At 54.3% G+C, this 25,085-nt stretch carries 18 protein-coding genes and 4 pseudogenes; 5 read left to right on the top strand and 17 right to left on the bottom strand.

Annotated features, from left to right (window positions below):
- Positions 1 to 85 precede the first annotated feature (85 nt).
- The 4 genes and pseudogenes from I656_RS12840 to gatC form a co-directional block, all read right to left on the bottom strand.
- Positions 86 to 1,390, bottom strand: a complete 1,305-nt coding sequence (locus tag I656_RS12840; RefSeq protein ID WP_020753974.1) for a homocysteine synthase — start codon at positions 1,388 to 1,390, stop codon at positions 86 to 88.
- Positions 1,391 to 1,565: 175 nt separating this feature from the next.
- Entirely contained in the window at positions 1,566 to 2,996 is a 1,431-nt protein-coding gene (gatB, locus tag I656_RS12835) for an Asp-tRNA(Asn)/Glu-tRNA(Gln) amidotransferase subunit GatB (RefSeq protein ID WP_015373829.1), read from the bottom strand.
- Between the two features lie 13 nt (positions 2,997 to 3,009).
- Positions 3,010 to 4,466 (bottom strand): annotated as a pseudogene (gene gatA, locus I656_RS0114715) (Asp-tRNA(Asn)/Glu-tRNA(Gln) amidotransferase subunit GatA).
- A gap of 12 nt (positions 4,467 to 4,478) precedes the next feature.
- Positions 4,479 to 4,769, bottom strand: a complete 291-nt coding sequence (gene gatC, locus I656_RS12830; RefSeq protein WP_013144149.1) for an Asp-tRNA(Asn)/Glu-tRNA(Gln) amidotransferase subunit GatC — start codon at positions 4,767 to 4,769, stop codon at positions 4,479 to 4,481.
- A gap of 365 nt (positions 4,770 to 5,134) precedes the next feature.
- Here gatC and I656_RS12825 point away from each other — a divergent pair, with 365 nt between their 5' ends.
- The 4 genes and pseudogenes from I656_RS12825 (at position 5,135) to I656_RS0114720 (ending at position 8,829) form a co-directional block, all read left to right on the top strand.
- Positions 5,135 to 5,713 (top strand): Uma2 family endonuclease, encoded by a 579-nt coding sequence (locus I656_RS12825; protein ID WP_020753979.1) that lies wholly within the window; start codon positions 5,135 to 5,137, stop codon positions 5,711 to 5,713.
- A gap of 184 nt (positions 5,714 to 5,897) precedes the next feature.
- Positions 5,898 to 6,446, top strand: coding sequence for a hypothetical protein (locus I656_RS12820; protein ID WP_020753982.1), 549 nt, complete (start codon positions 5,898 to 5,900; stop codon positions 6,444 to 6,446).
- Positions 6,447 to 6,475: 29 nt separating this feature from the next.
- On the top strand, positions 6,476 to 7,252 hold the full coding sequence (locus tag I656_RS12815; protein ID WP_020753983.1) for a VOC family protein: 777 nt from the start codon (positions 6,476 to 6,478) through the stop codon (positions 7,250 to 7,252).
- Between the two features lie 135 nt (positions 7,253 to 7,387).
- Positions 7,388 to 8,829, top strand: a pseudogene (locus I656_RS0114720) (flavin monoamine oxidase family protein).
- Positions 8,830 to 8,913: 84 nt separating this feature from the next.
- Here the strand turns inward: I656_RS0114720 and I656_RS12810 are convergent.
- From I656_RS12810 to I656_RS0114740, 8 genes and pseudogenes are all read right to left on the bottom strand, one after another.
- A complete protein-coding gene (locus I656_RS12810; protein ID WP_020753986.1) occupies positions 8,914 to 9,471 on the bottom strand; it encodes a TIGR00730 family Rossman fold protein in 558 nt (185 codons plus the stop codon).
- A gap of 175 nt (positions 9,472 to 9,646) precedes the next feature.
- A complete protein-coding gene (locus I656_RS12805) occupies positions 9,647 to 10,870 on the bottom strand; it encodes a CamS family sex pheromone protein (RefSeq protein WP_033004787.1) in 1,224 nt (407 codons plus the stop codon).
- Complete coding sequence (gene ligA / locus I656_RS12800; protein ID WP_020753988.1) at positions 10,867 to 12,879, bottom strand: NAD-dependent DNA ligase LigA; 2,013 nt, start codon at positions 12,877 to 12,879, stop codon at positions 10,867 to 10,869. The genes I656_RS12805 and ligA overlap by 4 nt, the downstream gene beginning before the upstream one ends.
- A 20-nt stretch (positions 12,880 to 12,899) precedes the next feature.
- Positions 12,900 to 15,074, bottom strand: a complete 2,175-nt coding sequence (gene pcrA, locus I656_RS12795) for a DNA helicase PcrA (RefSeq protein ID WP_033004791.1) — start codon at positions 15,072 to 15,074, stop codon at positions 12,900 to 12,902.
- Positions 15,075 to 15,102: 28 nt separating this feature from the next.
- Entirely contained in the window at positions 15,103 to 15,822 is a 720-nt protein-coding gene (locus I656_RS0114725) for a heptaprenylglyceryl phosphate synthase (protein ID WP_033004788.1), read from the bottom strand.
- A gap of 97 nt (positions 15,823 to 15,919) precedes the next feature.
- Positions 15,920 to 16,255 (bottom strand): YerC/YecD family TrpR-related protein, encoded by a 336-nt coding sequence (locus tag I656_RS0114730; RefSeq protein ID WP_011229782.1) that lies wholly within the window; start codon positions 16,253 to 16,255, stop codon positions 15,920 to 15,922.
- A gap of 92 nt (positions 16,256 to 16,347) precedes the next feature.
- Positions 16,348 to 17,356: pseudogene (locus tag I656_RS0114735) on the bottom strand (DUF3048 domain-containing protein).
- A gap of 27 nt (positions 17,357 to 17,383) precedes the next feature.
- Positions 17,384 to 19,128: pseudogene (locus tag I656_RS0114740) on the bottom strand (adenine deaminase C-terminal domain-containing protein).
- Between the two features lie 97 nt (positions 19,129 to 19,225).
- Between I656_RS0114740 and I656_RS12790 the strand changes: the two are divergent.
- Positions 19,226 to 19,471 carry a DUF2892 domain-containing protein gene (locus I656_RS12790; RefSeq protein ID WP_013522825.1) on the top strand — a complete coding sequence of 82 codons (246 nt, stop codon included), beginning with the start codon at positions 19,226 to 19,228 and terminating at the stop codon, positions 19,469 to 19,471.
- A 310-nt stretch (positions 19,472 to 19,781) separates the two neighbouring features.
- Here I656_RS12790 and purD read toward each other — a convergent pair whose 3' ends face one another.
- The 5 genes from purD to I656_RS0114745 all read right to left on the bottom strand — a co-directional run.
- On the bottom strand, positions 19,782 to 21,074 hold the full coding sequence (purD, locus tag I656_RS12785) for a phosphoribosylamine--glycine ligase (RefSeq protein ID WP_013522824.1): 1,293 nt from the start codon (positions 21,072 to 21,074) through the stop codon (positions 19,782 to 19,784).
- A 23-nt stretch (positions 21,075 to 21,097) separates the two neighbouring features.
- The gene (gene purH, locus I656_RS12780; RefSeq protein WP_015373816.1) at positions 21,098 to 22,636 is read right to left on the bottom strand and encodes a bifunctional phosphoribosylaminoimidazolecarboxamide formyltransferase/IMP cyclohydrolase; all 1,539 of its coding nucleotides are present in this window, start codon (positions 22,634 to 22,636) and stop codon (positions 21,098 to 21,100) included.
- The gene (gene purN, locus I656_RS12775) at positions 22,599 to 23,231 is read right to left on the bottom strand and encodes a phosphoribosylglycinamide formyltransferase (protein ID WP_013522822.1); all 633 of its coding nucleotides are present in this window, start codon (positions 23,229 to 23,231) and stop codon (positions 22,599 to 22,601) included. The genes purH and purN overlap by 38 nt, the downstream gene beginning before the upstream one ends.
- Positions 23,228 to 24,268, bottom strand: coding sequence for a phosphoribosylformylglycinamidine cyclo-ligase (gene purM, locus I656_RS12770; protein WP_033004790.1), 1,041 nt, complete (start codon positions 24,266 to 24,268; stop codon positions 23,228 to 23,230). Before purM ends, purN begins: the two co-directional genes overlap by 4 nt.
- Positions 24,269 to 24,391: 123 nt before the next feature.
- Positions 24,392 to 25,085 (bottom strand): amidophosphoribosyltransferase (locus tag I656_RS0114745; protein WP_033004793.1); only part of this gene is annotated, 694 nt, incomplete at its 5' end.

The following is a 25,085-nucleotide window of genomic DNA, read 5'->3' on the forward strand; positions in this document are numbered from 1 at the left end:
TTTGTTTTTCCATGAAAAAAGAGCGCCCTAGTTTGTCGATTAGGGCGCTCTTTCTATTTTCTAAATGGTTCTCGCTTCGTTGCTTCTACTTCACCCCCACCGTCTGGCTTTGACGAATGGCTTGGCGCAAGTCGTCCAAAATGTCGTCGATCGCTTCCGTGCCGACGGACAGACGCACAAGGCCCGGGGTGACGCCGGCGGACAGCTGTTCGTCCGGGCTCAGCTGCTCGTGCGTCGTGCTGGCCGGGTGGATGATGAGCGATTTCGAATCGCCGATGTTGGCCAAATGGGAGAACAGCTTGACCGAGTCGATCAGTTTTTTGCCAGCTTCGACGCCGCCTTTGATTTCAAACGTGACGATCGCGCCCTGCCCATTCGGCAAATACTTTTTCGCCAGTTCATGCGACGGATGGCTCGGAAGCCCTGGGTAGTTGACCGATTCAACTGCTTCTTCCTCTTCTAAAAACTTGGCGACGGCAAGGGCGTTTTCGCTATGGCGCTGCATCCGCAAATGGAGCGTCTCCAACCCTTGCAAAAGCAAAAACGCGTTAAACGGCGACAGCGCCGCTCCTAAGTCGCGCAAGAGCTGGATGCGCGCTTTCGTGATGTACGCTGCTTCGCCGACGGCGTCCACATACACCAACCCGTGGTAGCTTGGGTCTGGCTCGGTGAACTCCGGAAACTTGCCGCTCCCTTTCCAGTCAAACTTGCCGCTGTCGACAATCACACCGCCGATCGAATTGCCGTGCCCGCCGATGAACTTTGTCGCTGAGTGGACGACGATGTCGGCGCCGAATTCAATCGGCCGCAACAAATAGGGGCTGGCCACCGTGTTGTCGACGATGAGCGGAATGGCGTGGCGATGGGCGATGTCGGCGACCGCTTCAATGTCAAGCACATCGTTTTTCGGGTTGCCGATCGTTTCCGCAAACAACGCTTTCGTTTTGTCGGTGATGGCCTTCTCAAAGTTTTCCGGGTCAGACGGATCGACAAACTTCACCGTAATGCCGAACTTGCGCAGCGTATGGGCGAACAAGTTGTACGTTCCGCCGTAAATGGACGACGACGAGACGATTTCATCGCCCGCCGAGGCGATGTTGATGATCGAATAAAACACCGCCGCCTGCCCCGATGACAGCGCAAGCGCTCCAATGCCGCCTTCAAGCGCCGCGATCCGTTTTTCGAACACGTCGTTCGTCGGGTTCATAATGCGAGTGTAAATGTATCCTTCCTCTTTCAAGCCAAATAAATTGGCTGCGTGCTCGCTGTCGCGGAATACATACGAGCTTGTTTGGTAAATCGGCACCGCCCGCGCGCCCGTTTCCGCATCCGGTTTTTGCCCGGCGTGGATGGCGAGCGTCTCCGGGCGGAAGGTTTGTTTATTGCTCATCGTTTCCTCTCCCCTTTTTGACCCTTCGAGATTTCATATCCTACTAAATCAATTGGTTTTTTCTTATAAAAAATCTATCATTCGATCACAACGTTTGTCAATTGTATTTTTTTAATAGTGCAAAAATTTTTATTGAAAACAGAGCCTGCCGGTGGGCAGGCCTCCTATTGTTTCATTATCGTTTTCCAATTTCCTCTACTAACAGCTTATTGACAAGCGGCGGATTCGCTTGTCCTTTCGTCGCTTTCATCACTTGGCCGACAAGGAAGCCGAGCGCGCGGTCTTTGCCGTTTTTATAGTCTTCCACCGACTGCGGGTTGGCGTCAAGCACTTCGAGCACAATTTTGCGCAACGCTCCTTCGTCGGAAATTTGCACGAGCCCTTTTTCTTTGACGATTTTCTCTGGGTCGCCGCCGTGTTCGACGAGTTCTTTGAACACTTTTTTCGCGATTTTCGACGAAATCGTGCCGTTTTGGATGAGTTTGATCATCCCAGCCAAACTTTCCGGCGTCAACGCGATGTCATGGAGCTCTTTTTGCTCGGCGTTTAAGTACCCGGATACTTCGACCATGAGCCAGTTCGACGCCAGTTTCGGATCGGCGCCGTTTGCGACCGTTGCTTCGAAGAAATCCGCCATTTCTTTGGTCAGCGTCAGCACTTTGGCGTCGTATTCCGGCAAGCCCCACTCTTCGACATACCGCTTCCGGCGGGCGTCCGGCAGCTCCGGAATCGAGGCGCGGACGCGCTCTTTCCATTCGTCGTCAATATAGAGCATCACCAAGTCCGGCTCTGGGAAGTAGCGGTAGTCTTCCGAACCTTCTTTGACGCGCATGAGGATGGTCGTTTTTGTCGCTTCGTCAAAGCGCCGCGTTTCTTGGCGGATGACGCCGCCTGAAAGCAAAATTTTCTCCTGCCGCTTCGCCTCATACTCGAGCCCCATGCGGACGAAGTTGAACGAGTTTAAGTTTTTCAACTCCGTTTTCGTGCCGAATTGGTCCGATCCGATCGGGCGGAGCGAAATGTTGGCATCGCAGCGGAGCGATCCTTCTTCCATTTTGCAGTCGGAGACGCCCGTGTATTGGATGATCGCCTTTAATTTTTCCAAGTAGGCGTACGCCTCTTCCGGCGAGCGGATGTCTGGTTCCGAGACGATCTCGATGAGCGGCGTCCCTTGGCGGTTAAAATCCACGAGCGAATAGCCGTCGCCCGTATGCGTCAGCTTGCCGGCGTCTTCTTCCAAGTGAATGCGGGTGATGCCGATTTTTTTCTTTTTCCCGTTCACTTCGATTTCGATCCAGCCGTTTTTGCCAAGCGGCTGGTCGTATTGCGAAATTTGGTACGCTTTCGGGTTGTCCGGATAAAAGTAGTTTTTGCGGTCGAATTTCGTCTCGGTCGCGATTTCGCAGTTTAACGCCATCGCCGCTTTCATCGCAAACTCGACCGCCTGCCGGTTCAACACCGGCAGCACGCCCGGATACCCTAAGTCGATGACGTTCGTTTGCGTGTTCGGGGGCGCGCCGAACGCGTTCGGGCTGCTGGAGAAAATTTTCGATTTCGTTTTCAGCTCGACGTGCACCTCAAGTCCGATGACCGTTTCAAAGTTCATCACCTAACCCCCCTTACAACACCGGTTTTTGCTTATGGTAGTCGGTCGCTTGTTCAAAAGCGTGGGCGACGCGGTAGACAGTGCTTTCATCAAAGTGCTTGCCGATGATTTGCAAGCCGACCGGCAAGCCATCGACAAAGCCGCACGGCACGGAAATGGCCGGCACGCCTGCCAAGTTGACTGGAATCGTTAAAATGTCGTTCATATACATCGTCAGCGGATCGTTCGTTTTCTCACCGATTTTAAACGCCGGTGTCGGTGTCGTCGGGCCGATGATGACGTCATATTGTTCAAAGACGTTCTCAAAATCTCGTTTGATCAATGTCCGCACTTTTTGCGCTTTTTTGTAATACGCATCGTAATAGCCCGAGCTTAACGCGAACGTCCCGAGCATAATGCGGCGCTTGACCTCCGCCCCAAACCCTTCGCTTCGCGTCAGTTTATACATATCGATCAAGTTTTTCGCGTTGTCCGTCCGGTAGCCGTAGCGGACGCCGTCAAAGCGAGCCAAGTTCGCTGATGCCTCGGACGAAGCGAGCAAATAGTACGTCGCGAGCGCATATTTCGAATGCGGCAGCGACACTTCTTCCCATGTTGCGCCAAGCTTCTCAAGCACGGCAAGCGCCGCCAGCACCGACTGGCGCACGCCTTCGTCGACGCCTTCCCCTAAATATTCGTTCGGCACGGCGATTTTCAATCCTTTGATGTCCCCGGTCAACGCCTCCACATAGTTCGGCACCGGAACATTTGCCGATGTCGAATCCATCGGATCGACACCCGCTATCGCCTGCAATAAGTAGGCGTTGTCTTCGACCGTGCGCGTAATCGGGCCGATTTGGTCAAGCGACGAGGCAAACGCGACGAGGCCAAAGCGCGAGACGCGTCCGTACGTCGCTTCAAGCCAACAACCCCGCAAAACGCCGCCGGCTGGCGGATCGAACCGCCCGTATCAGAACCTAAAGCAAACGGCACTTCGCCGGCCGCCACCGCCGCCGCCGAACCGCCGCTCGAGCCGCCCGGAACGCGCTCTACGTCCCACGGGTTGCGCGTCAGCTGAAAGCCAGAGTTTTCCGTCGACGAACCCATGGCGAACTCGTCCATATTCAGCTTCCCGATCGTAATGGCGCCCGCAGCGTTCAGCCGCTCCATAACGGTCGCGTCATAAATCGGGTCAAAGTTGTATAAAATTTTGCTGGCGCATGTCGTGCGCAATCCTTTTGTGACGATGTTGTCTTTAATGCCGATCGGCAAGCCGAACAGCGGGTTCGTTTCTTCACCTTTGGCGAGCCGGTCATCGAGCTCCTTCGCTTTCGCCCTCGCCTGTTCTTCATTTAATGTTAAAAACGCTTGCACTTTCTCTTCCACTTCGCCGATGCGGCGGTACGATTCGTCGACGAGATCGGAAACGGACACTTCTTTTTTCTGCAGCAACGTATGTAATTCTTGCACGGAATGGTCAAAAAGCGACATAAATCCCCCTCCTTACTCTAAAATGGCCGGCACACGGAACTGGCCGTCTTGCTGATCCGGCGCGTTTTTCAACACTTCTTCGCGCGGCAGCCCCGGTTCTGGAATATCCTCGCGCATCACGTTTCTCATATCAAGCACGTGCGAAGTCGGCGGAACATTCTCCGTATCCAATTCATTCAACTGCTCGGCAAATGTAATGATCGCATCGAGCTGTTTCGCAAACATCTCCGCCTCTTCATCCGTAATCGCCAATCGCGCTAGGTCGGCGACGTGTTTGACTTGGTCAATCGAAATTCGCGACATGGTTTCACCTCCAACGAGTTCGACCTATCACAATACCATGATGATACCAAACTTTCAACGAATGAAGCAACAGTTGCCGCGTGTTCTGAGCGAGAATCAATCTACATATTCGCGATGCAAATGAATACAACGTTCCATAACACCCCCCAATAGCGAAGGCAGGCGTGAAACCGGGAGGATTTAATTTTGATGTAGGAATATTTCGTTTTCCTGAACAGCGCACAATAGGACGTCACTCGCATGAGTAAACGGTTGATGGGAGAAAAAGGACGCGCTCCTAATTTAGACACAGGAAGGAATCGCTCGTGACGCCTTTTTTTATTCAAAGAAATACGATAAAATGAAAGCACAAGGAGGGAAATTGCATGTCGCTGCCAAATCAAAATCATCCATGGACATATGCAGATTACGTAAACTTCCCTGAGGAAAAACGATATGAGGGAATTGACGGCGTCCTATTTATGACTCCTTCACCTACACCAAGACATCAACGTATCGTGACAGCTTTGTCAGCACAGTTTTTCGACTTTCTACACCATTATTCCTCGTGTGAAGTATTTGTCGCACCGATCGATGTATGTTTATTCGCAACAAAAGATACTCCTCTTCATGACATTAAAGATTGGTATATTCCCGATTTCATTGTTGTTTGTGACAAACAAAAAATTGGTGATGAGCGAATTTATGGGGCGCCTGATCTTATCGTAGAAGTTCTTTCTCCATCTACCGCCAAACACGACCGCATTACGAAATTTCACAACTACGAACAAGCTGGTGTCAGAGAATACTGGATTGTCGATCCGGTTCATGAGACCGTCGAAAAATATGCCTTGCAAGATCAAAAGTTTCACCAAGCGGGAGTGCACTATAAAGATGAAACGATTTGCCCTCATATTTTTCCAAAGCTCTTCATCTCATTGCCAAAAGTATTTGCTTCCATGTGAACATCTCATATTTTGGATGCTGCTGACAAAAATCGGGAGGATTGTTGGGCATCGATATGGAATAAACCGTTGACAAACAAGGAATGGGAAGGAGTTTGTCCGCCATGGATGTTCAAATTTTCTTGATTGACAACCCCGAACATATGTACTATAATGGCCATAACAGACGAAAAAAGGGGGAATCATGACGATGAGTGACGCTTTGCTCGCCCAAGTGCTTGATCGCCTGAACGCCATGGACAGCACACTGCAAAAGCTCGTAGAAGGCCAAGAGCGGCTCGAGCGTGAACAAATCGCCATTCGCCAGGAACAAGAAGAAATTCGGAAAGAGCAACAAGAAATTCGGAGAGAACAGCAAGAAATCCGAAAAGAACAGCAAGAAATCCGAAAAGAACAGCAGGAAATCCGTTTGGAACAACAGCGTCTGCGTCAAGAACAAGATTCGCTTCGCGCTGGGCAAACGGAATTGAACGGCATCGTGGCTGCTCTCCTCCACCGCCAAGACGAAACAGACGCCAAACTGGAAGCTCTCGCTGCTGACATCCACCAGCTTCACCGGGAATTTTCCTCATTGAAACAAACGGTGGACCGCCTCGAACAAAAAATGGATTCCCGTTACGAACAATTGTCCACCCAAATCGAAGACATCAAGCTCGATTTGAATTTTATCGCCCACCGCACCGTCGATAACGAACGAATCATTTACAAGCTCAAAGAAATGCTGTTCCGCTGATCGATTCCATCTAGGAGGAGGCCGCCGCCATGCATGTCGTGTTTGACCATCTCGTCCATCTGGTCGAACGACCCGAGCAAGCGAAAACGGCGTTTGAACAATGGGGGTTTACAGCCATCCATGGCGGCCGCCATCCGTCATGGGGAACGTACAACGCCTTATGTTACTTTGAGCATTTGCGCTACATTGAATGGATCGGCATTGCTGATAGACAGGCGGCGAGAACGTGCGGAAATCCGCTCATCGCCCAGCTTGTCGCCGACCGCCAAGAAGGAAACGGCTTCTCCCAATTTGCCTTCCGCACGAACAACATCGAAGCGGTGGCGGCACATCTCAAACGAAACGGGTTTACCCCAATCGGTCCGCTCCCCGGCAGCCGCGAGCGCGATGACGGCAAGCGGCTGACATGGTCGATGCTGTTTATCGAAGACGACACAGACGGTGCATTTCGCTATCCGTTTTTCATCCAATGGGGCGACGGCGATGACGTGCGGATGAACGAGCTGGCGCCGCTCATGAGACACCCGATTGGCTCTGTTTCGCTGTCGTCAATTAGCATCTACACCCTCGATCTCCAGCGGGCAGTCAACGGCTACCGCCGGCTGTTTGACTTGCCCAAACCCGATGTGGGGCGCGATGAGGCGGGAGCGTATGCGAAGCTCGCTGTCGGCGGCATTGCGATTCGGTTCTATGAGGCTGACCGACGTCATCCATCAACGCGCCCGTTTTCGTGCCGGATTGTGGGGGTGCAGGAACAGCGCTCCATCGAAATCGATGGCGCGACGTATATCGTTTCCAGGCCGTGACGGGCATTCCTATTCTCACATACTCCCCTTTGCCGCGGAATAAGATGGAATAACCGCACCTTCATCCTCGCGCGGTGAAAACGGCAAAGGGGGAGTCCAACCGTGTCCCACCCGTATGTTTCTCCAAAACTCTCAATGGAAACGATGATCTCGATTATTCGCCACGGCTTAAAGAAAACGACGGCGCCTCAACATATCGTCATCATCGGCGCCGGGATGGCCGGGCTTGTCGCAGCGTCATTGCTGAAGCAAGCCGGCCATCGCATCACCATCTTAGAAGCATCCGAGCGGGTCGGCGGCCGCATCTACACGCTCCGCTCCCACTTTCGCGACGACCAGTATCTCGAAGCCGGCGCGATGCGCATCCCGCACACCCATCAATTGACATTGGAATATATCAAAAAATTCAACTTGCCGCTCCACCCGTTTATCAACAGCACCCCGCGCGACATTTTATATTTCCGCGGTGTGAAAGCACGCCTTGGCGAATATGAGCGGCATCCCGGCCTCTTTGGCTTTCCCGTCGCCCCCCACGAACGGGGAAAAACCGCTTCCGAGTTATTGCAGATGGCCATTCGTCCGGTCGTTCAATTCATTGAACAAAATCCGGAAAACCATTGGCCAATTGTCATCGAACGGCTCGACCGCTATTCGCTGGACGCTATTTGCGTTACAATCCGTTTGGCCTATCGTTGTCCATCGGCGCCATCGATATGATCAAAGCCGTTCTTTCGCTTGGGGGATTGCCGGAACTGTCGTTTCTGGAAATGTTGCGTGAATTGATGGTGCTGTTTACCCCGAACATCCGTTTTTACGAAATCGTCGGCGGAAACGACCGGCTTCCAAAAGCCTTTTTGCCGCAGCTGAAAGATGATATCCTTTTCAGCCACAAAGTGCAAAAAATCGTCCAGCGCGAAAACGGCGTCACCATCCACGCCACGCACACCAAAATTCTTCAACCGTTTCAAGTCACCGCCGATCGAGCAATCGTCACCATCCCATTTTCGATTTTGCAGTTTGTCGACATCGAACCCCGCCATTCATTTTCCGAAAACAAATGGAAAGCCATTCGTGAACTTCACTATGCCGGTTCGACGAAAACGGGCATCCAGTTTAAAACGCGGTTTTGGGAAAAAGAAGGCATGTTTGGGGGCAGAGCGGTTTCCGATCTGCCGATTACGTATACACAATATCCAAGCCAAGGCATTGGCACCACGGGGCCAGGTGTCGTATTGGCGAGCTATACGTGGGAAGATGACACCATTCCTTGGGACAGCTTGGGCGATGAAGAGCGACTGGAATATACGCTGAAAAATTTAGCGATCCTCTATGGAGAGCAAGTATACCGTGAATTTGAAACCGGAACGAGCCATAGCTGGGTTCGCTATCCGTACTCCGGCGGTGCCTTCACGATGATGAAGCCGAATCAAGTGACGGAGCTGTCGCCGTATATCGCCACTCCCGAAGGGAGGGTGCATTTTGCCGGGGAACACGCTTCCACCCACCACGGATGGATTCAAGGCGCCATTGAATCCGGCATTCGCGTCGCCCATGAAGTGAACAATGCACAGGCTTGATGAACCACTGGCAGCCCGCACCATCGTTTTGATTGGCCTTGAAAGATCAAATGCACCGTCATGATCGCATAAAAAGACCCGTCATCACTGTCTACGATGATGGCGGAACAGGCTCATCCGCTCATACAGCGTCGGAACGTCTTCGGCGCTGACGATCAGCTTGAGATCTTCCGGCGCGGCAAATCCGTTTTCGACTGTATGCCGAAGCAAATGAAGAAGAGGATCGAAAAACCCTTCCACGTTAAGCAGGCCAATCGGTTTTTGGTGGAGGCCGACGCGCGACCATGAGAGCACTTCAAACAGCTCTTCATACGTCCCATACCCGCCTGGCAAGGCGATAAACCCGTCGGCCGCTTCATACATTTTCGCCTTGCGCGTATGCATCGTATCGACGACCACCAGCTCGCTCAACCGGTCATGCGCCACTTCCCTGTCTTTTAAAAACTGCGGAATGATGCCGATCACACGCCCTTGATGGCGAAGCGCCGCCTCCGCGATTTCCCCCATCAAGCCGCGTTTTCCGCCGCCGTAAATAAGCGTCGTGCCGCTTTGGGCGAGAAACGTTCCGAGCGCTTTCGCCGCTTCCTTGTATTTTACACTTTGTCCATAACTTGATCCGCAAAACACACAGATGGCTTTCATGATCGCGACACACCTTTACTCGCATCTAGGTCTTCATTATTTTATCAGTCTGTCCCCCATCCGGCAAATCACACCGACAGGCTGCCACCGAATCCGTTTACAACAGCCTTTTCGAACCGCAACGTCGCAAAAACCGCATCCCCTCTGGCTCGTCCAGAGAGGATGCGGCACGTTGTCATTGATAAATATGCACAAACGGCTCGTCTGCTTTCGCCTGACGCACGATGAGGCTTTCCGGCTGGCCGGCCGAGGCGATGTAGACGTTGACGGTGATGTAGTCCGGGAATTTTTCCATCACCAAACCGGTCACGTATTGGGTAAAGCCGATCACTTCCGCTTTGCCGTAAAACGGCATCGTAATGTTGATCGTTAACTTCTGAAGCTGGTCGTTGACGTACAACCCTCTGCCGACGATGCCGGTGTAGTTCGGGAAAAAGTCTTCAACATCTGATTTAAAATTGTTGAATTTGAGCCAGTCATCACGATGGTTCTCTTCCGCCTCATCAGACGGGAATACATAATATTCCTCGTTCACCGCCTCCCAATCATCGATGGTGCTGCTTCCTTCATCGACATGGGCGACGGCGAAAAAGTGGCCTGGAACAACAGATGAACGGGGCGCTTGTTTGTACAGGGCGATCGTAATCGGCACGTTCCCAAGCCCTTTCATGCTCCGCAGCCGCTTCAGCACCTCGGCGGCGATCCGCTTTCCTTCCCGTTCGATGACATCGTCTTTGATTTTGACCTCCCGCGGATAGCCTTGCTCGGTCGAATAATAGTGGACGGAGTTTAACGCCAGGCCGATAGCGATGCCGCCGAGCTTCACTTTGTCGTTGTCGATCTTCACCAAATAATCATGTTCCAAAATGCTCGCCAAATAAATCGGGCTTTGTTTGTTTTTTTGTTCGTTTGTTCCCGTGTCGCCAATCGGTGGGTTTAAGCCGATGTTGTCTTCCGGCTTCATTTTCTCTTCCTTCAGCTGGCGAGCCGTCTTCTTGCGAGCGAGCCATTTTCCAACCGTCTCACTGTCTAAATATTGCCCTTCTTGGAACAAGTACTCATCTGCCGGAAACTGCTCAGTGGCCAAGCGCATGAGCCCCGTCTCAAATTCGTCGACATCAAGGCGCGTATTTACATCATTGACGACCTCCCCACGGGCCCCGGACGGTTTGAACGGAAGGATGACGCGGTAATACGAGTCGGCAATGTTGTATTTCGGGATGACGGCTTCTTGCTGTTTGCTGCCTTTGTCTTGCACGACTTCCTCACCTTTGTCAAACTTCGGCGCACACGCAGACAACAAACAAATCGAAGCGAGGCCGACAGCGGCCAACCGCTTTCGGGCCCGATTCGTCCAACGGCAGGCAACCAAACTGCGAAGTGGTGAGATTCGTTTCATCGTTTCCCCCTGTTGATCTCTTGCAAAAATCGTGATTCGTCCCAAATCTCAATGCCAAGCTGCTGGGCTTTCTCCAGCTTCGATCCGGCGTCCTCACCGGCGATGACGATGTCGGTGCTGCGGCTGACGCTGCCGGTGACGCGCCCGCCGAGCCGTTCAATCTCTTCTTTTGCCTCATTGCGCGACATCGACGCGAGTTTGCCGGTCAAGACGACCGTTTTGCCGGCGAAGGCGGAGTCAGCAGGCGCTTCAGCCGCCCGCTTCGGCCCTTTGTATGCCATGTTGACGCCGTAAAGCCGCAGCTCATGGAGCAGCTCGGCCGCTTCTGGCTGGGAAAAGAAGGCGATGATCGAGTCCGCCATTTTCTCGCCAATTTCCGGCACGGCCATCAATTCCTCTTTCGTCGCTTTTTCCAGCCGCTCCATCGTTTCAAAATGCTCAGCCAAAAGTTGGGCCGCCTTCGCTCCAACATAGCGGATGCCAAGACCGAACAGCAACCGCTCGAGCGAGTTTTGCTTCGATGCCTCAATCGCTGCAAGCAAGTTGGTTGCTGACTTTTCGCCCATCCGTTCCAAACTGATGAGCTGTTCTTTCGTCAAGCAGTACAAATCGGCGACATCGTGGACGAGGCCAGCGTTAAACAGTTGGGTGACGACTTTTTCGCCCAACCCTTCAATGTTCATCGCTGCTCTTGAAGCAAAATGGATGAGCCGTTCGCGCAGCTGGGCCGGGCATTTCGGGTTTAAGCAACGGAGCGCCACTTCTCCATCCAGGCGGACGAGCTCGCTTTCGCATTCCGGACAATGCGTCGGCATGACAAACGGCGTTTCATCCCCGTCGCGCCGGTCGACGACGACGCCGACCACTTCCGGGATGATGTCGCCCGCTTTTTTAATGATGACCGCATCGCCGATGCGAATGTCTTTTTCCCGTATAAAATCTTCATTATGAAGAGTGGCGCGCTGCACGGTCGTGCCAGCGACGCGGACCGGCTCTAAGATCGCGGTCGGCGTGACGACGCCCGTGCGGCCGACGTTCACCTCAATGCCGATGAGCGTCGTCACCACTTCCTCGGCTGGGAATTTGTAGGCGATCGCCCAGCGCGGGCTTTTTGCCGTCGTACCAAGCTCCCGCTGTTGGGCGAACGAGTCGACTTTAATGACGATGCCGTCGATTTCGTACGGCAGCTGCGGCCGTTTTTCGTGCCACTCGTTGACGAAGGCGATCACCTCATCGATGTTGGCGCAGCGCCGCCGCTCGGGATTCACTTTAAACCCAAGCGCCTGTAAGTAGTCGAGCGCCTCGCTGTGCGACTCAATGCCAAGCTCTTCAGCATTGGCCAAACCATAAACGAACAAATCGAGCTGGCGCGACGCCGCCACTTTCGGGTCGAGCTGGCGGAGCGAGCCGGCCGCCGCGTTGCGCGGGTTGGCAAACAGCTCCTCGCCGCGGGCTTTTCGCTCCTCATTCAAGCGCAAAAACGACGCTTTCGGCATAAACGCTTCGCCGCGCGCCTCAAGCGACACCGGTTCTTTCAGGCGGAGAGGCAGCGAGCGGATCGTTTTCAAATTTTCTGTAATGTCCTCGCCCGTCGTTCCGTCGCCGCGCGTCGCTCCTTGCACGAAATAACCATCTTCATAGCGGACCGAGACGGCGAGGCCGTCGATTTTCAACTCGCATACGTACGCTGCTTCGCCGACTTCCTGGCGGATGCGGCGGTCAAAATCGCGCAAGTCGCCTTCGCCAAACGCGTTCGCGAGACTCATCATGGGAACAACATGCGTCACTTTGCGAAACGCCTCAAGCGGCGGGCCGCCGATGCGCTGGGTCGGCGAGTCGCTCGTTTTCAATTCCGGATACTGTTCCTCGATGGCCATCAACTCTTGCATGAGCCGGTCATACTCGGCGTCCGGGACGGACGGCCGGTCGAGCACATAATATTCGTAGCCATAGCGGTGCAACAGTTCGCGCAGCTCGGCCGCGCGCCGTTCGGCTTGTTGGCGGTCCATACGTTCACCCGTTCTCCTTTCTATACTTTCTCAATCGGCGCAAATTTAGCGAGCAGACGTTTAATGCCGATCGGGCTCGGGAAGGCGATATCGAGTTCTTGGTCGTCACCTTCGCCACGGACACTGACAACCGTACCGATTCCCCATTTCCGATGGTTCGCCCGGTCGCCGACTTTCCACACCCCGATGGCGCCGCCTGCCTGCAAGCGAGCGGACGCTGAACGGGAAACAGACGGTTTCCCGCGCGAGACTGTCTCCAGCAAATGCGCGGGAATCTCATCTAAAAAGCGCGACGGCCGGTTCATTTGGATGTTGCCAAACAGCGTCCGCATTTGCGCGTTCGTCAATACGAGCTCTTCCTCGGCCCGAGTGATGCCGACATACGCCAGCCGCCGCTCTTCTTCCATTTCATCCTCATTCTCCAGTGAACGAAGATGCGGAAAAATGCCTTCTTCCATGCCAATCAAAAACACGACCGGAAACTCAAGCCCTTTGGCGGCGTGCAGCGTCATGAAGACGACGGCATCGCCCTCGGCCGCCTGATCTGTCCCATTCAGCTCGTCCAAATCAGAAATGAGCGCCAAGTCGGTTAAAAAGGCGATGAGCGATTTATCGTCGCTCACATTTTCAAAATGCTTTGTCACCGACAAAAACTCGTCCAAGTTCTCAAGCCGGCTTTGCGCTTCAATCGTCCGTTCCGCCTTGAGCATCTCGCGGTAGCCCGATTGGTCGAGCACTTCCTCCACAAGTTCCGTCACCGGAACGTATTCTTGCAGCTGCGTCCATTGCTCAAGCTGTCTGCGAAACGCGGCGAGCGCCCCGGCCGTCTTCGTGCTGAAGCCGATCATCTCCAGCTCGCCGAGCGCTTCAAACAAGGACAGCTCATGCTCGGCCGCATAGCGGACAAGTTTGTCGATCGTAGAGGCGCCGATGCCGCGCTTTGGCACGTTGATGATGCGAAGCAAGCTCAAATCGTCATCGGGGTTGGCGATGACGCGCAAGTAAGCGAGAATGTCTTTAATTTCTTTCCGGTCATAGAACTTTAAGCCGCCGACGATTTGGTACGGAATGTTCGCTTTTAAAAACATTTCCTCGATGACGCGCGACTGGGCGTTCGTCCGATAAAGCACGGCAAAATCGCGGTAGCGGCGCTCCCCGCTCTCAACCGCCTCTTGAATGCGGCGGGCGACAAATTGCGCTTCGTCCACTTCGTTCATCGCTTCATAATAGACGATCGGCTTCCCTTCCGGGTTTTCCGTCCACAACCGCTTTGGTTTTCGATTGACGTTATGCGCAATGACTTCATTTGCCGCCTGCAAAATGCGTTTCGTCGAGCGGTAGTTTTGTTCAAGCAAAATGACTTTCGCGTTCGGGTAGTCGCGCTCAAACGATAAAATGTTGCGAATGTCCGCCCCGCGCCACCGGTAAATCGACTGGTCAGCGTCGCCAACGGCGCAAATGTTCTGAAAGCGTTCTGCCAGCTTTTTGACAAGCGTATATTGGGCGCGGTTCGTGTCCTGATACTCATCAATATGGATGTACTGGAACTTATATTGGTAATAGTGGAGCACATCCGGCACGCGGTCAAACAAGTGGATCGTCGTCATGATCAAATCGTCGAAATCGAGCGAATGATTCCGGAGAAGGCGCTGTTGATACTCTTGGTACACGTCGCCGACGATCTTTTCGTAGTACGTCGATGCCCGCTTCGCGAATTGCTCGGGCGTGAGCAAATCGTTTTTCGCCCCGCTGATCGTCGCTAAAATCGTCCGCGGCTCAAATTTTTTTGGATCGATATTTTTGTCTTTCAAAATCGCTTTGATGACCGAAAGCTGATCCGTCGGGTCAAGGATGGAAAAATTGCGATTGATGCCGATGCGGTCAATGTCGCGGCGCAGCATGCGGACGCACATCGAATGGAACGTCGAAATCCACACGTCTTCCGCCGCCCCGCCTAAGAGCGCCTGCACCCGCTCCTTCATTTCACGCGCCGCTTTGTTCGTAAACGTAATGGCTAAAATATTCCACGGCGCCACCTGTTTTTCCGCCATCAAATAGGCGATCCGGTGCGTCAGCACGCGCGTTTTTCCGCTGCCCGCTCCCGCCATGATGAGCAATGGGCCTTCTGTCGTTTTAACGGCTTCTTGCTGCTCTTTGTTTAAATGCGCAAGCAGCTTTTCCGATAAAAAATTCATCATGTCCACCACCAATAAACCATATGTTCTATTTTCCATCATCGCCGCTGCGTTGACCAGCCATCTGCTTCACCGCCGCCACCGTCGCCAACGCCTGTTCGAACTCGTCGTAAATCGCGTTGCCGACGACCACCGTATCGGCATAACGCGCCATATGCTCCGCCTGCTCAGGCGTTGTGATCCCTCCACCATAAAACAGCTGCGTCTGATCAAGCACTTGTTTCACTTTTTCCACTAAAGACGGATCGCCATAGACGCCGCTATACTCAAGGTAAAAAATCGGCAACCTGTACAAATGTGCGGCGAGGCGGGCGTACGCCACGACATCATCATCGGTGAGCGCCGCGTCGGCCTCGGCTAGCTCCGCCGCTTTGCAGGCTGGATTTAAAATGCAGTAACCTTCAGCGAAAATCTCATCCCAGTTCATGACATCGCCGTATTGTTTCACCGCCTCATGATGACGGCCGATGATCCACTCCGCCTGCCGGCTGTTTAACACGATCGGAACCAAATATACGTCAAATCCCGGCGTCAGCGCTTCGACGTCGGTGACTTCGAGCGCGCATGGCACCGAAAAACGGCGGATGCGAGCCAATAAATCCAGCACGTTGTCGATGGTCACCCCGTCGGTTCCGCCGACGATGACGGCATCCGTTCCCGACTCGCAAAGGCGCTCAAGGCGCTCGTCATCAATCGGTTTATTCGGGTCGAGTTTAAACACATGGCGCCAAGCGCGAATCTCCTCCATAGCGGCAACCCTCCACTCCGTCTCCATTGTTCCATTATAACAAATCCGCAAAAAGAAAAGGAGTTCCTTTGCAAATGGAAGGAATCTCCTTGCCGCGTCAGTCTGTGACCGCTTCGTTGGCTTCTTTCTCTTCTTGCTGTTGCTCCTCTTTAATGCGATCGAGCGCCATGGCGTAAGCATCATTGCCGTAGTTGAGGCAGCGCTTGACGCGCGAAATCGTCGCCGTGCTCGCTCCGGTTTCCGTTTCGATTTTGTGATACGTATATCCTTCGCGCAGCATGCGGGCGACCTCAAGCCGCTGGGCGAGCGCCTGGATTTCATTCACGGTGCATAAATCATCAAAAAAACGGTAACATTCTTCTAAATCGCGCAGCGATAAAATCGCTTTAAACAGTTGATCCAACTCTCTGCCGCGCAGTTTGTCAATTTGCATAGCTGCTTCCTCCTTGCGTTTTGGCGGGAAAAATGTTGTAGCCAACCAATCTGCGAATCCACCGCCCCTTTGCCTTGCAACAGACAAGGCGGTTATGATTTCCACTGGACGATCGCCAGTTCCGGCACGATATTGATCACGTTTTCCCGGCACGAATCCGATCGGAGCCCCATCGCGGTATGGCAGCAGCCGGCCGTCGACGTTTTTCCATTCGATCAGCTGCATGACGCCGCCCTGCAGCAAGTACCCCTTGCCGCCGGAGACGAGGTCGATGTCGCGCCGCCCGTGGCTGTCAACCACTTGATGGTGGGCGGCGATGATCATGACGTTTTGCACGACAACCGGCTTATGCGTATCATAATCGATCGTTTGCTCGCCGCCGCTGTACCGGTAATACCCCTTTTGTTCCGAAACATATTGGTATTCGACCTGGGCATAGGCGCGATGCGAATAGGCGATGTGAACCGTCCCGACCTTCTTGCCGCTCGGCTCATCGGTGCGAAACGATAGCGGGGGAACGTTATCCGTCCAAGCATACCCGTTTTGTTCCGCCCCTTTTTCAATGTTGGCAAACGTAATGTACGAGTTGTGCGGCGCCTTGCGGAACGGGACGCGCTGAAACAATGTGCCGTCATAAAACAATCCGTTCAAATAGTCGATTCCGCCTCCCTCAAGACGCGCTTTCGCCTCCGGACTCCAGCCATGGCATACATACAGTGCATGGTAGCCTTCACTCAAGTCAATATAGTAATCACGCGCGCTTCGCACCGGTCCGACCCGCTCCGGCAATTCGCTTTGATACAACGCCAACAAACGGGTGATATCGCCCTCGGCGAGCACCTCATACACGATGTCCGCCTTGCTTAATCCCGACTGTGGGCGCGCCTTCGGGTGGTTGTTGATCATCACGCCGACGACCCGCTGATGGATGTTCCCTTTCGCCGGCAGCCCCGTCAGCGGGAACGTTTGTTGTTCCTCCGCCCGAGGCTTGGACGGCTGCTCCTGCCGAGGAGCCGGTTCGGCGTGCTTCGGCTCGCTTTTGGTCGTGCAGCCGCCTAACAACAATACCGCGCAACTGACAGCGAACAGCCAATGTTTCAATGGACACACAACCTTTTCTTTTTTATTTTACCGCATTATCGAAGGAAAGAGTACCGTTTTGTGCATGACATCATAAATCCCGCGTTGCGTGACACGCACATACGGCAGGTGGGTTGACTGTAAAAACAGCAGCGAATACACCGGGTCTTCGAATGGATATCCGCGCTCACGCAGCAAACGGACGAACGTTTTTTCTTCGTTGATCAATTCATCCACCTCTAAGGAGGACATCATGCCGCCTAAAGGAAGCGAGAGCTCAAACAAAATCTCTCCGTCCTCAGCGAGCACAATGCCGCCGCCGATCTCCTTCATCCGCCGGAAGGCGAGCATCATATCTTCCTTATGCTTGCCGATCAAAATCAAATCCCCGGTGTTCGAATAAGAACTTGCCAGCCCGCCAAGCGCCGATGAAAAACCTTTCAACATCGTATTGACGCGCCAGCGCCCGTTTCGGTCAAGCAGCACTAAAAAACATTCATCATGATCATGACCTAAACGATCGCGCGACGTATCAATCGACACGGAATACGGTTTTAAAATGACGGCGTTTTCCATGCGCAGTCCCATCGGCATCGAAAACTGCAAATCATCCCAGTCCACCTCCCATGGCAACGATAACGGCCGAATGCCAAACTGCCCCCATTCCAGATCTGGCCAGAGAGGCGGCGCTTCTCCATCGCGCTTCACCCATTCGCCTTTGGCGAGCACTTGCGCCGGCGTCGGATCGTGAGCCGAGCGCAAAAAGTTGATATGAGCGATGCGGCCGGTGGCAATGCTGCCGTGAAGATGCTCGATGCCGTAGTGGCGGGCGGCGTTGATCGTCGCCATCGCATAGGCATCGATCACCGGCACGCCATGCTCGATCGCGATGCGGATCAGCCAATCGATCACTCCATTCTCATAAAACGATGGCGGCGAGCATCCGTCGTCAACAAGCATTTATCATAATGCCGGATGCCAAGCGCTTTCATCTCTTCAAGCAGCACCGGCAAATCGGGGCGAATCGAGGAATGCCGAAGCGCGACGGTATAGCCGTGCCAAAGGCGCATGCGCACTTCCTTTCCCGTCATTGCCTCATGATCGCCATCTGCGCCAAAGAGCGCCATTTTGACAAGCGTCTTTTCCGACGCCCCCGGAAAATGCCCTTCAATTTTGCGGCGTCGCCGATGCGCTTCTTGCATCCAGTACAAGATGATGTCATCGCCGCTCGCCACTTTTGGCCATGAGGTCAACTCACCGCCTTGAAGCACCGCCTCTTGGTCAAGCCAGCGCTTGATCCGAGCATTGGACACTTGTTCCTCTTCGCGCTCGAGCTCCGTTTGCCCATCAAATCGGCACCACCAATACATCGACGTTGGAAGCGCATTCATTTCTTGTAAAAAGAAAAGCGCTTCTTCATCATCGAGCTGCAAAAGCAAAAACAAGTTATCGTTGAGGAGTGTTGTTGTTCCGTGCGCCGCTGCATAACGGGCAAATGAATGGGGATTATATAATTGAAATGGATGGACATGCGGCTCGATGTAGCCGGGAACGAGCACATATCCACGGCAGTCGACGATTTCACACGCCTCGTCGACCTGATCAGGAAGACGCTCTCCGGCATACACGATGCGATCTCCATGGATCCATATGTTTCCTTTTACCCATTCACGAAAATACGAGTGCAAATACGTCGCATTCACCAATACTTTCGTCGGCGATTGTTTGCCATCAATCACCGCTGCTTGTGCACGCAGTTCGCTGCCTTTCCATCGGTAACGTTGTTCGCCCATTGATACCCCGTCCCTTGTTTCCTAATCGTTCCATACAACCATTTTAACGCACAAAAGCGACTTTCACAATAAAAAATATTAAGGAGGGGACAGACCGATGGCGAATATCGGCATTGTGAACGCATTGATTCGCATCACGGTTGGCCTGACTGTCATCGCCTGGGCCACCGCCCGCCTGGCTCGGCGGCCTTGGTGCACATCCTATTTGTGGGCCGCTTTGCTTGGAGCGATGAAAGTCGGAGAAGGGATCACCCGTTTTTGTCCGATGACCGCTCTGTTTGACAATATGCAGCGCCGACAGCTGCTTGAAGAGGAAAAGGAAGCGGTCGTCAATCCGACATGAGGGAGGACATCCGTTCGACGTTGCGCACCGCTTTTTCCAATATCCTCCATCCCACCGTCATTCGGCAACATTTTTCGCATCGTGAGTGATGCGTGCTGCTTCGGTATCGAAGCGGCCCGTGAAGAGTGCAGACTGTCAACGAAAGAGAAGAAAGCAACATGATTCGCGGCTTGGCATTGTGGACTAGCCAAACATCATCAAAAAAGGTGTCCCATACTTGGGACACCTTCGACTACAAAGGAGTGAACCACCTTGCTGCTCGAGTATATGACCGATATGTCGTTCGTATTGGCCGCGTTAATCGGCGGCATTATCGCCCTTTCATACGTGTATATGCGGCGGAGGCGCGTTCGATAGCGCGCCGGCCGATATCGCGGCGGTAAAATAAACCGTCACAGTCGATCGCGGCCAATTGCTCGTACGCTCTTTCCTTCGCTTCGGCAAGCGTCTCCCCTTTGGCCGCTAACAGGAGAACGCGTCCGCCATTGGTGTACCATGCGCCGCCTTCTCGTTTGGTGCCAGCATGGAACAACAACGCATCAGGGGAAATTCGGTCCAACCCGCGGATTTCGGCCCCGCGCTCGTACGCGCCGGGGTAACCTTTCGCTGCCAGCACGACGCCAAGCACCGCCTCGTCCGTCCATTCAAGCTCCAACTCTTTTCCATCCATCACCGCTAGTACCGCTTCCACCAAATCGGTCTTCAGCCGCGGTAGCACGACTTGTGCCTCTGGGTCGCCAAAACGGGCGTTGAATTCGATCACTTTCGGCCCCGTTGCTGTTTCGATCAGCCCGGCATACAGCACGCCGGTAAACGGCCGGCCTTCAGCCACTAACGCTTTGGCGGCCGGACGCAAGATCGTCTCCAGCGCTGTTTCCACCGTCTCCGCCGAGATTTGCGGCACCGGCGAGTAGGCTCCCATGCCGCCGGTGTTCGGTCCTTCGTCTCCGTCATACGCCCGCTTATGGTCTTGGGCGATGGAGAGCGGATACACCTTCTCGCCGTTAACGAACGCCATAAACGAAAATTCTTCCCCTTCTAAATACTCCTCAATGACAACTTGACTGCCGGCTGTGCCGAATTGTCCGTCGACAAGCGCTGCCTTCGCCGCGGCAAGCGCGTCTTCCACCGTTTGGGCGACGGTGACGCCTTTTCCGGCGGCCAATCCGTCCGCTTTCACGACGATCGGCGCGCCTTTTTGTTCAATGTACGCTTTCGCTTCTTCGTATGACGTAAAGGTCGCATGGTCCGCCGTTGGGATGCCGTATTTCTTCATCAGCTCTTTGGCAAACGCCTTGCTTCCTTCGATGAGCGCCGCCCTCTGGCTTGGGCCGAAAATGCGAAGCCCCTCGGCCATAAAACGGTCAACAATGCCGGAAGCAAGCGGCGCTTCCGGCCCGACGATCGTCAAATCGATCGCCTGTTGTTTCGCAAACTGCACCAATGCCTCAATATCGAGCTCATCAATAGGAATCAGTTCCGCCACGTCCGCGATGCCCGGGTTTCCCGGCGCTACATACAGCTTGCCAACAAGCGGGCTTTGCGCCGCTTTCCAGGCGATGGCGTGCTCGCGCCCGCCTCGTCCGATGACCAGTACATTCATCGTCTCCCTCTCCTTTGCCACACTTAATGTTTAAAGTGGCGCACGCCGGTGAAGACCATGGCGATGCCGTATTCATCCGCTTTGCGGATCGAGTCGGCGTCGCGAATCGAGCCGCCCGGCTGAATGATCGCGGTAATGCCGGCTTTCGCCGCCGCCTCGACCGTATCGTCCATCGGGAAGAACGCATCGGACGCCAACACGGCGCCAACCGCCTGTTCCCCAGCCTGTTCAATCGCAATTTTGGCCGCGCCGACCCGGTTCATTTGCCCGGCGCCAACGCCGACCGTCATCCCGTTTTTGGCCAGTACAATCGCATTCGATTTCACATGTTTGACAACCTTCCAAGCAAACCGAAGCTGTTCGCGCTCAGCCTCGGTCGGCTCGCGCTTCGTTACGACATTCCATTCGGCGTCTTCAAGCGTGAACGTATCGGCCTCTTGGACGAGCAAGCCGCCATTGACGGAAACGAGCATGTTTTCCTTGACGTCCGGCGCGGTAAAATCAAGCGTCAACAGACGGATGTTTTTCTTTTTCGTCAAAATGGCAAGCGCCTCGTCGCTGAATGACGGAGCGATGACGATTTCCAAAAAGATGTCGTGCATCCGTTCGGCTGTTTCTTTGTCCACTTCACGGTTGACCGCAATAATGCCGCCGAAAATCGAGACTGGATCCGCTTCATACGCTTTCGTAAACGCCTCAAGAAGCGTCGCGCCGACGCCGACGCCGCACGGGTTCATATGTTTGATGGCGGCCACAGCCGGCTCTTGAAATTCGCGAATGAGGTTGATCGCCGCATTGGCGTCGTTAATGTTGTTGTACGACAACTCTTTGCCATGCAGCTGTGTCGCGTTGGCAATCGAGAACGCCGCACCGAGCGGCTTGGCATAAAACGCTGCCGATTGATGCGGATTCTCGCCATAGCGCAATGATTGTTTTTTCGTATACGTGACCGTGAGCGTTTCCGGATAGTTCTCTCCGGTGAGGTTTGTCAAATACTCCGCAATCATCGCGTCATACGCCGCCGTATGGCGGAACGCTTTCGCCGCCAGTTGTTGCCGCGTTTTTGCTTGGATCGAACCGGTCATTTTCAGTTCTTCAATCACTATCGGATAGTCGGCTGGATCGACGACAATCGCGACATCAGCATAGTTTTTCGCCGCCGCCCGCACCATCGTCGGGCCGCCGATATCGATGTTTTCAATCGCCTCGGCGAGCGTCACATCCGGTTTGGCGATCGTTTGTTGGAACGGATACAAGTTGACGACGACCAAATCGATCGGGCGAATGCCGTGCTCTTTAAGCGCTGCTTGGTGGCGCTCATCGCTGCGCACCGCCAAAATGCCGCCGTGAATGGCCGGATGCAATGTTTTGACGCGCCCGTCCAAAATTTCCGGAAAGCCGGTGACATCGGAAATCGAAATGACGGGAACGCCGGCGTCTTCAAGCGCTCGTTTTGTCCCACCGGTCGAAATGATATCAATGCCAAGTTCAGCCAGCTGCTTCGCAAACGGAATGATGCCTTCCTTATTGGACACGCTGATCAATGCTCGTTTCACTGCCATCGTTCTCGATCCTTTCTTCCTGTTGTTCCTTTTCCCCTAGCAGCATGCGCAACACCGTCGGGTACAGCTCGTGTTCGACTTGATGGATGCGCGCCTCAAGCGCCTCGATCGGCTCGCCCGGCACGATCGGAACAACGCGCTGGGCGATGACCGGCCCGGTGTCCATCCCTTCATCAACGTAATGAACGGTGACCCCTGTTTCCAAAACGCCAGCCCGATACGCTTGGCCGATCGCATCCTTGCCCGGAAACGCCGGCAGCAGCGACGGATGAATGTTGACGATTTTCCCTTCATAGGCGGAAAGCAAAGTCGGCCCGATCAAGCGCATATAGCCGGCCAACGCAATCCAGTCGATTTGGCGTTCCTTTAGCTCACGCAAAATCTCGCTCTCAAACGCCGCTTTGGACGGGTAGTCTTTTGGAGAAAACACAAACGCCGGCACGTTTTCGCGCGCCGCTCGTTCAATGACTTTCGCACCTGGGCGGTCGCAGACCAAAAGCGCTACTTCCGCGGGCACCTCGCCGCGCTTGGCCGCGTCGACGATCGCTTGAAAGTTCGTGCCGCTTCCTGAGGCGAACACCGCCAGCCGCTTCATGCCCGGCCCCCTCCAGCAAACGACACGCCCGCTCCTTCGGCCACTTCGCCGATGATGTACGCCGGTTCGCCTCGTTCCGAAAGCCACTCAACAAGAGGCGCCGCCGTTTCCGGACTGACAGCGAGCACAAGGCCGATGCCCATATTAAAGACGGAAAACATCTCTTCTTCCTCAAGCTCGCCTTTTTGGCGCAACAAGTCAAAAATCGGCAAAATCGGCCATGAACCAAGCTGAATGCGCGCGCCGATTCCTGGCGGCAGCATGCGCGGAATGTTTTCGATCAACCCGCCGCCGGTAATATGCGCCATCCCTTTGATCGTAAACCGCTCGCGCACAGAGCGCAACAGTTTCGCATAAATGCGCGTCGGCTTCAATAACTCCTCGCCGAGCGGAACATCAAGCGGCTCGTAAATCTCATTAAGCGACAATTTCGCTTGTTCAAACACGATGCGGCGCACAAGCGAATAGCCGTTGCTGTGAAGGCCGCTTGATGGCAGGCCGACAAGCGCATCGCCCGCTTGAATCGTCTCTCCGGTTATGAGTCGCTCTTTTTCCGCAACGCCGACCGCAAACCCAGCCAAATCATACTCATCTTCATCATACATTCCTGGCATTTCCGCGGTCTCCCCGCCGATCAAGGCGCAGCCGGCTTCGACGCAGCCGTCGGCCACCCCTTTGACGATGGCGGCGATTTTCTCCGGCACCGCCTTGCCGCAAGCGATATAGTCGAGGAAAAAGAGCGGCTCCGCCCCTTGGACAATAATATCGTTGACACACATAGCGACACAGTCGATGCCGATCGTATCATGCCGGTCAAGCAAAAACGCTAGTTTCAACTTCGTTCCGACACCGTCCGTGCCGGAGACAAGCACCGGCTGGCGGTAACCAAGCGCAGATAGATCAAACAAGCCGCCAAACCCGCCGATCCCACCCAGCACTTCGGGACGCATCGTTTTTTGCACGTGCTCTTTCATGAGGGCGACGGCCTGATAACCAGCCTCGATGTCGACCCCTGCTTGTTTGTATGCCTTTGCCACGTCAACTCCTCCTTTTCGCCGCCCATCACGCTCAGGACGCCAGGCGACGCTCTTGTTGCGCAGCGTTTCTCTCGCGGAAACGCGCCACCACACTCGTCAGCTGCACCGGTTATACTTCCTCCATCATTTCATCGTCAGACATGGCCGCGCCGCTTGACCGAGGCGGGTCGGATATTGGCCAGTAAAACACGCCAAACATTGCCCGCGCTGCGGCGAGACGTCCGGACGCCCGATGGCCTCAAGCATCCCTTCCTGGCTGATAAAGGCGAGGGAATCAGCGCCAATCAAGCGCCGAATCTCTTCAACAGTGCGATTCGCCGCGATCAATTCTTCCTTTGACGACGTATCAATGCCGTAAAAGCAAGGATGGGTGATCGGCGGCGCGCTGATGCGCACGTGCACTTCGACCGCTCCCGCTTCGCGGAGCATCGAGACGATGCGCCGGCTCGTCGTCCCGCGCACGATTGAATCGTCGACCATCACAACCCGTTTGCCGGCCACAACCCCCCGCACCGGCGACAGCTTCATTTTCACTCCTTGCTCGCGCAGCGCCTGCGACGGCTGGATGAACGTCCGGCCAACATAACGGTTTTTGATGAGCCCTAATTCATAGGGGATGCCGCTCGCCTCAGCATAGCCGATGGCAACGGAGATGCTTGAGTCCGGCACGCCGGTGACGATGTCAGCGTCGGCCGGAGCCTCGAGCGCCAGCCGTTTTCCTAAATTTTTGCGGGCCGTATGGACGTTGATGCCATCGACATGGCTGTCCGGACGAGCGAAATAAATGTACTCCATGCTGCAAATCGACCGCGGCTGC

The organism is Geobacillus sp. WSUCF1, from assembly GCF_000422025.1.
Taxonomy (GTDB): domain Bacteria; phylum Bacillota; class Bacilli; order Bacillales; family Anoxybacillaceae; genus Geobacillus; species Geobacillus zalihae.

Coding starts and splice junctions, on each gene's coding strand:
- ligA (WP_020753988.1), bottom strand. CDS start 12,879: ATGGACCGCCAACAAGCCGAACGGCGCGCGGCCGAGCTGCGCGAACTG.
- purD (WP_013522824.1), bottom strand. CDS start 21,074: ATGAATGTACTGGTCATCGGACGAGGCGGGCGCGAGCACGCCATCGCC.
- gatB (WP_015373829.1), bottom strand. CDS start 2,996: ATGAACTTTGAAACGGTCATCGGACTTGAGGTGCACGTCGAGCTGAAA.
- I656_RS12825 (WP_020753979.1), top strand. CDS start 5,135: ATGTCGCTGCCAAATCAAAATCATCCATGGACATATGCAGATTACGTA.
- I656_RS12790 (WP_013522825.1), top strand. CDS start 19,226: ATGGCGAATATCGGCATTGTGAACGCATTGATTCGCATCACGGTTGGC.
- purN (WP_013522822.1), bottom strand. CDS start 23,231: ATGAAGCGGCTGGCGGTGTTCGCCTCAGGAAGCGGCACGAACTTTCAA.
- I656_RS12810 (WP_020753986.1), bottom strand. CDS start 9,471: ATGAAAGCCATCTGTGTGTTTTGCGGATCAAGTTATGGACAAAGTGTA.
- I656_RS12805 (WP_033004787.1), bottom strand. CDS start 10,870: ATGAAACGAATCTCACCACTTCGCAGTTTGGTTGCCTGCCGTTGGACG.
- I656_RS12815 (WP_020753983.1), top strand. CDS start 6,476: ATGCATGTCGTGTTTGACCATCTCGTCCATCTGGTCGAACGACCCGAG.
- pcrA (WP_033004791.1), bottom strand. CDS start 15,074: ATGAATTTTTTATCGGAAAAGCTGCTTGCGCATTTAAACAAAGAGCAG.
- I656_RS0114725 (WP_033004788.1), bottom strand. CDS start 15,822: ATGGAGGAGATTCGCGCTTGGCGCCATGTGTTTAAACTCGACCCGAAT.
- gatC (WP_013144149.1), bottom strand. CDS start 4,769: ATGTCGCGAATTTCGATTGACCAAGTCAAACACGTCGCCGACCTAGCG.
- I656_RS0114730 (WP_011229782.1), bottom strand. CDS start 16,255: ATGCAAATTGACAAACTGCGCGGCAGAGAGTTGGATCAACTGTTTAAA.
- I656_RS12840 (WP_020753974.1), bottom strand. CDS start 1,390: ATGAGCAATAAACAAACCTTCCGCCCGGAGACGCTCGCCATCCACGCC.
- I656_RS12820 (WP_020753982.1), top strand. CDS start 5,898: ATGACGATGAGTGACGCTTTGCTCGCCCAAGTGCTTGATCGCCTGAAC.
- purH (WP_015373816.1), bottom strand. CDS start 22,636: ATGGCAGTGAAACGAGCATTGATCAGCGTGTCCAATAAGGAAGGCATC.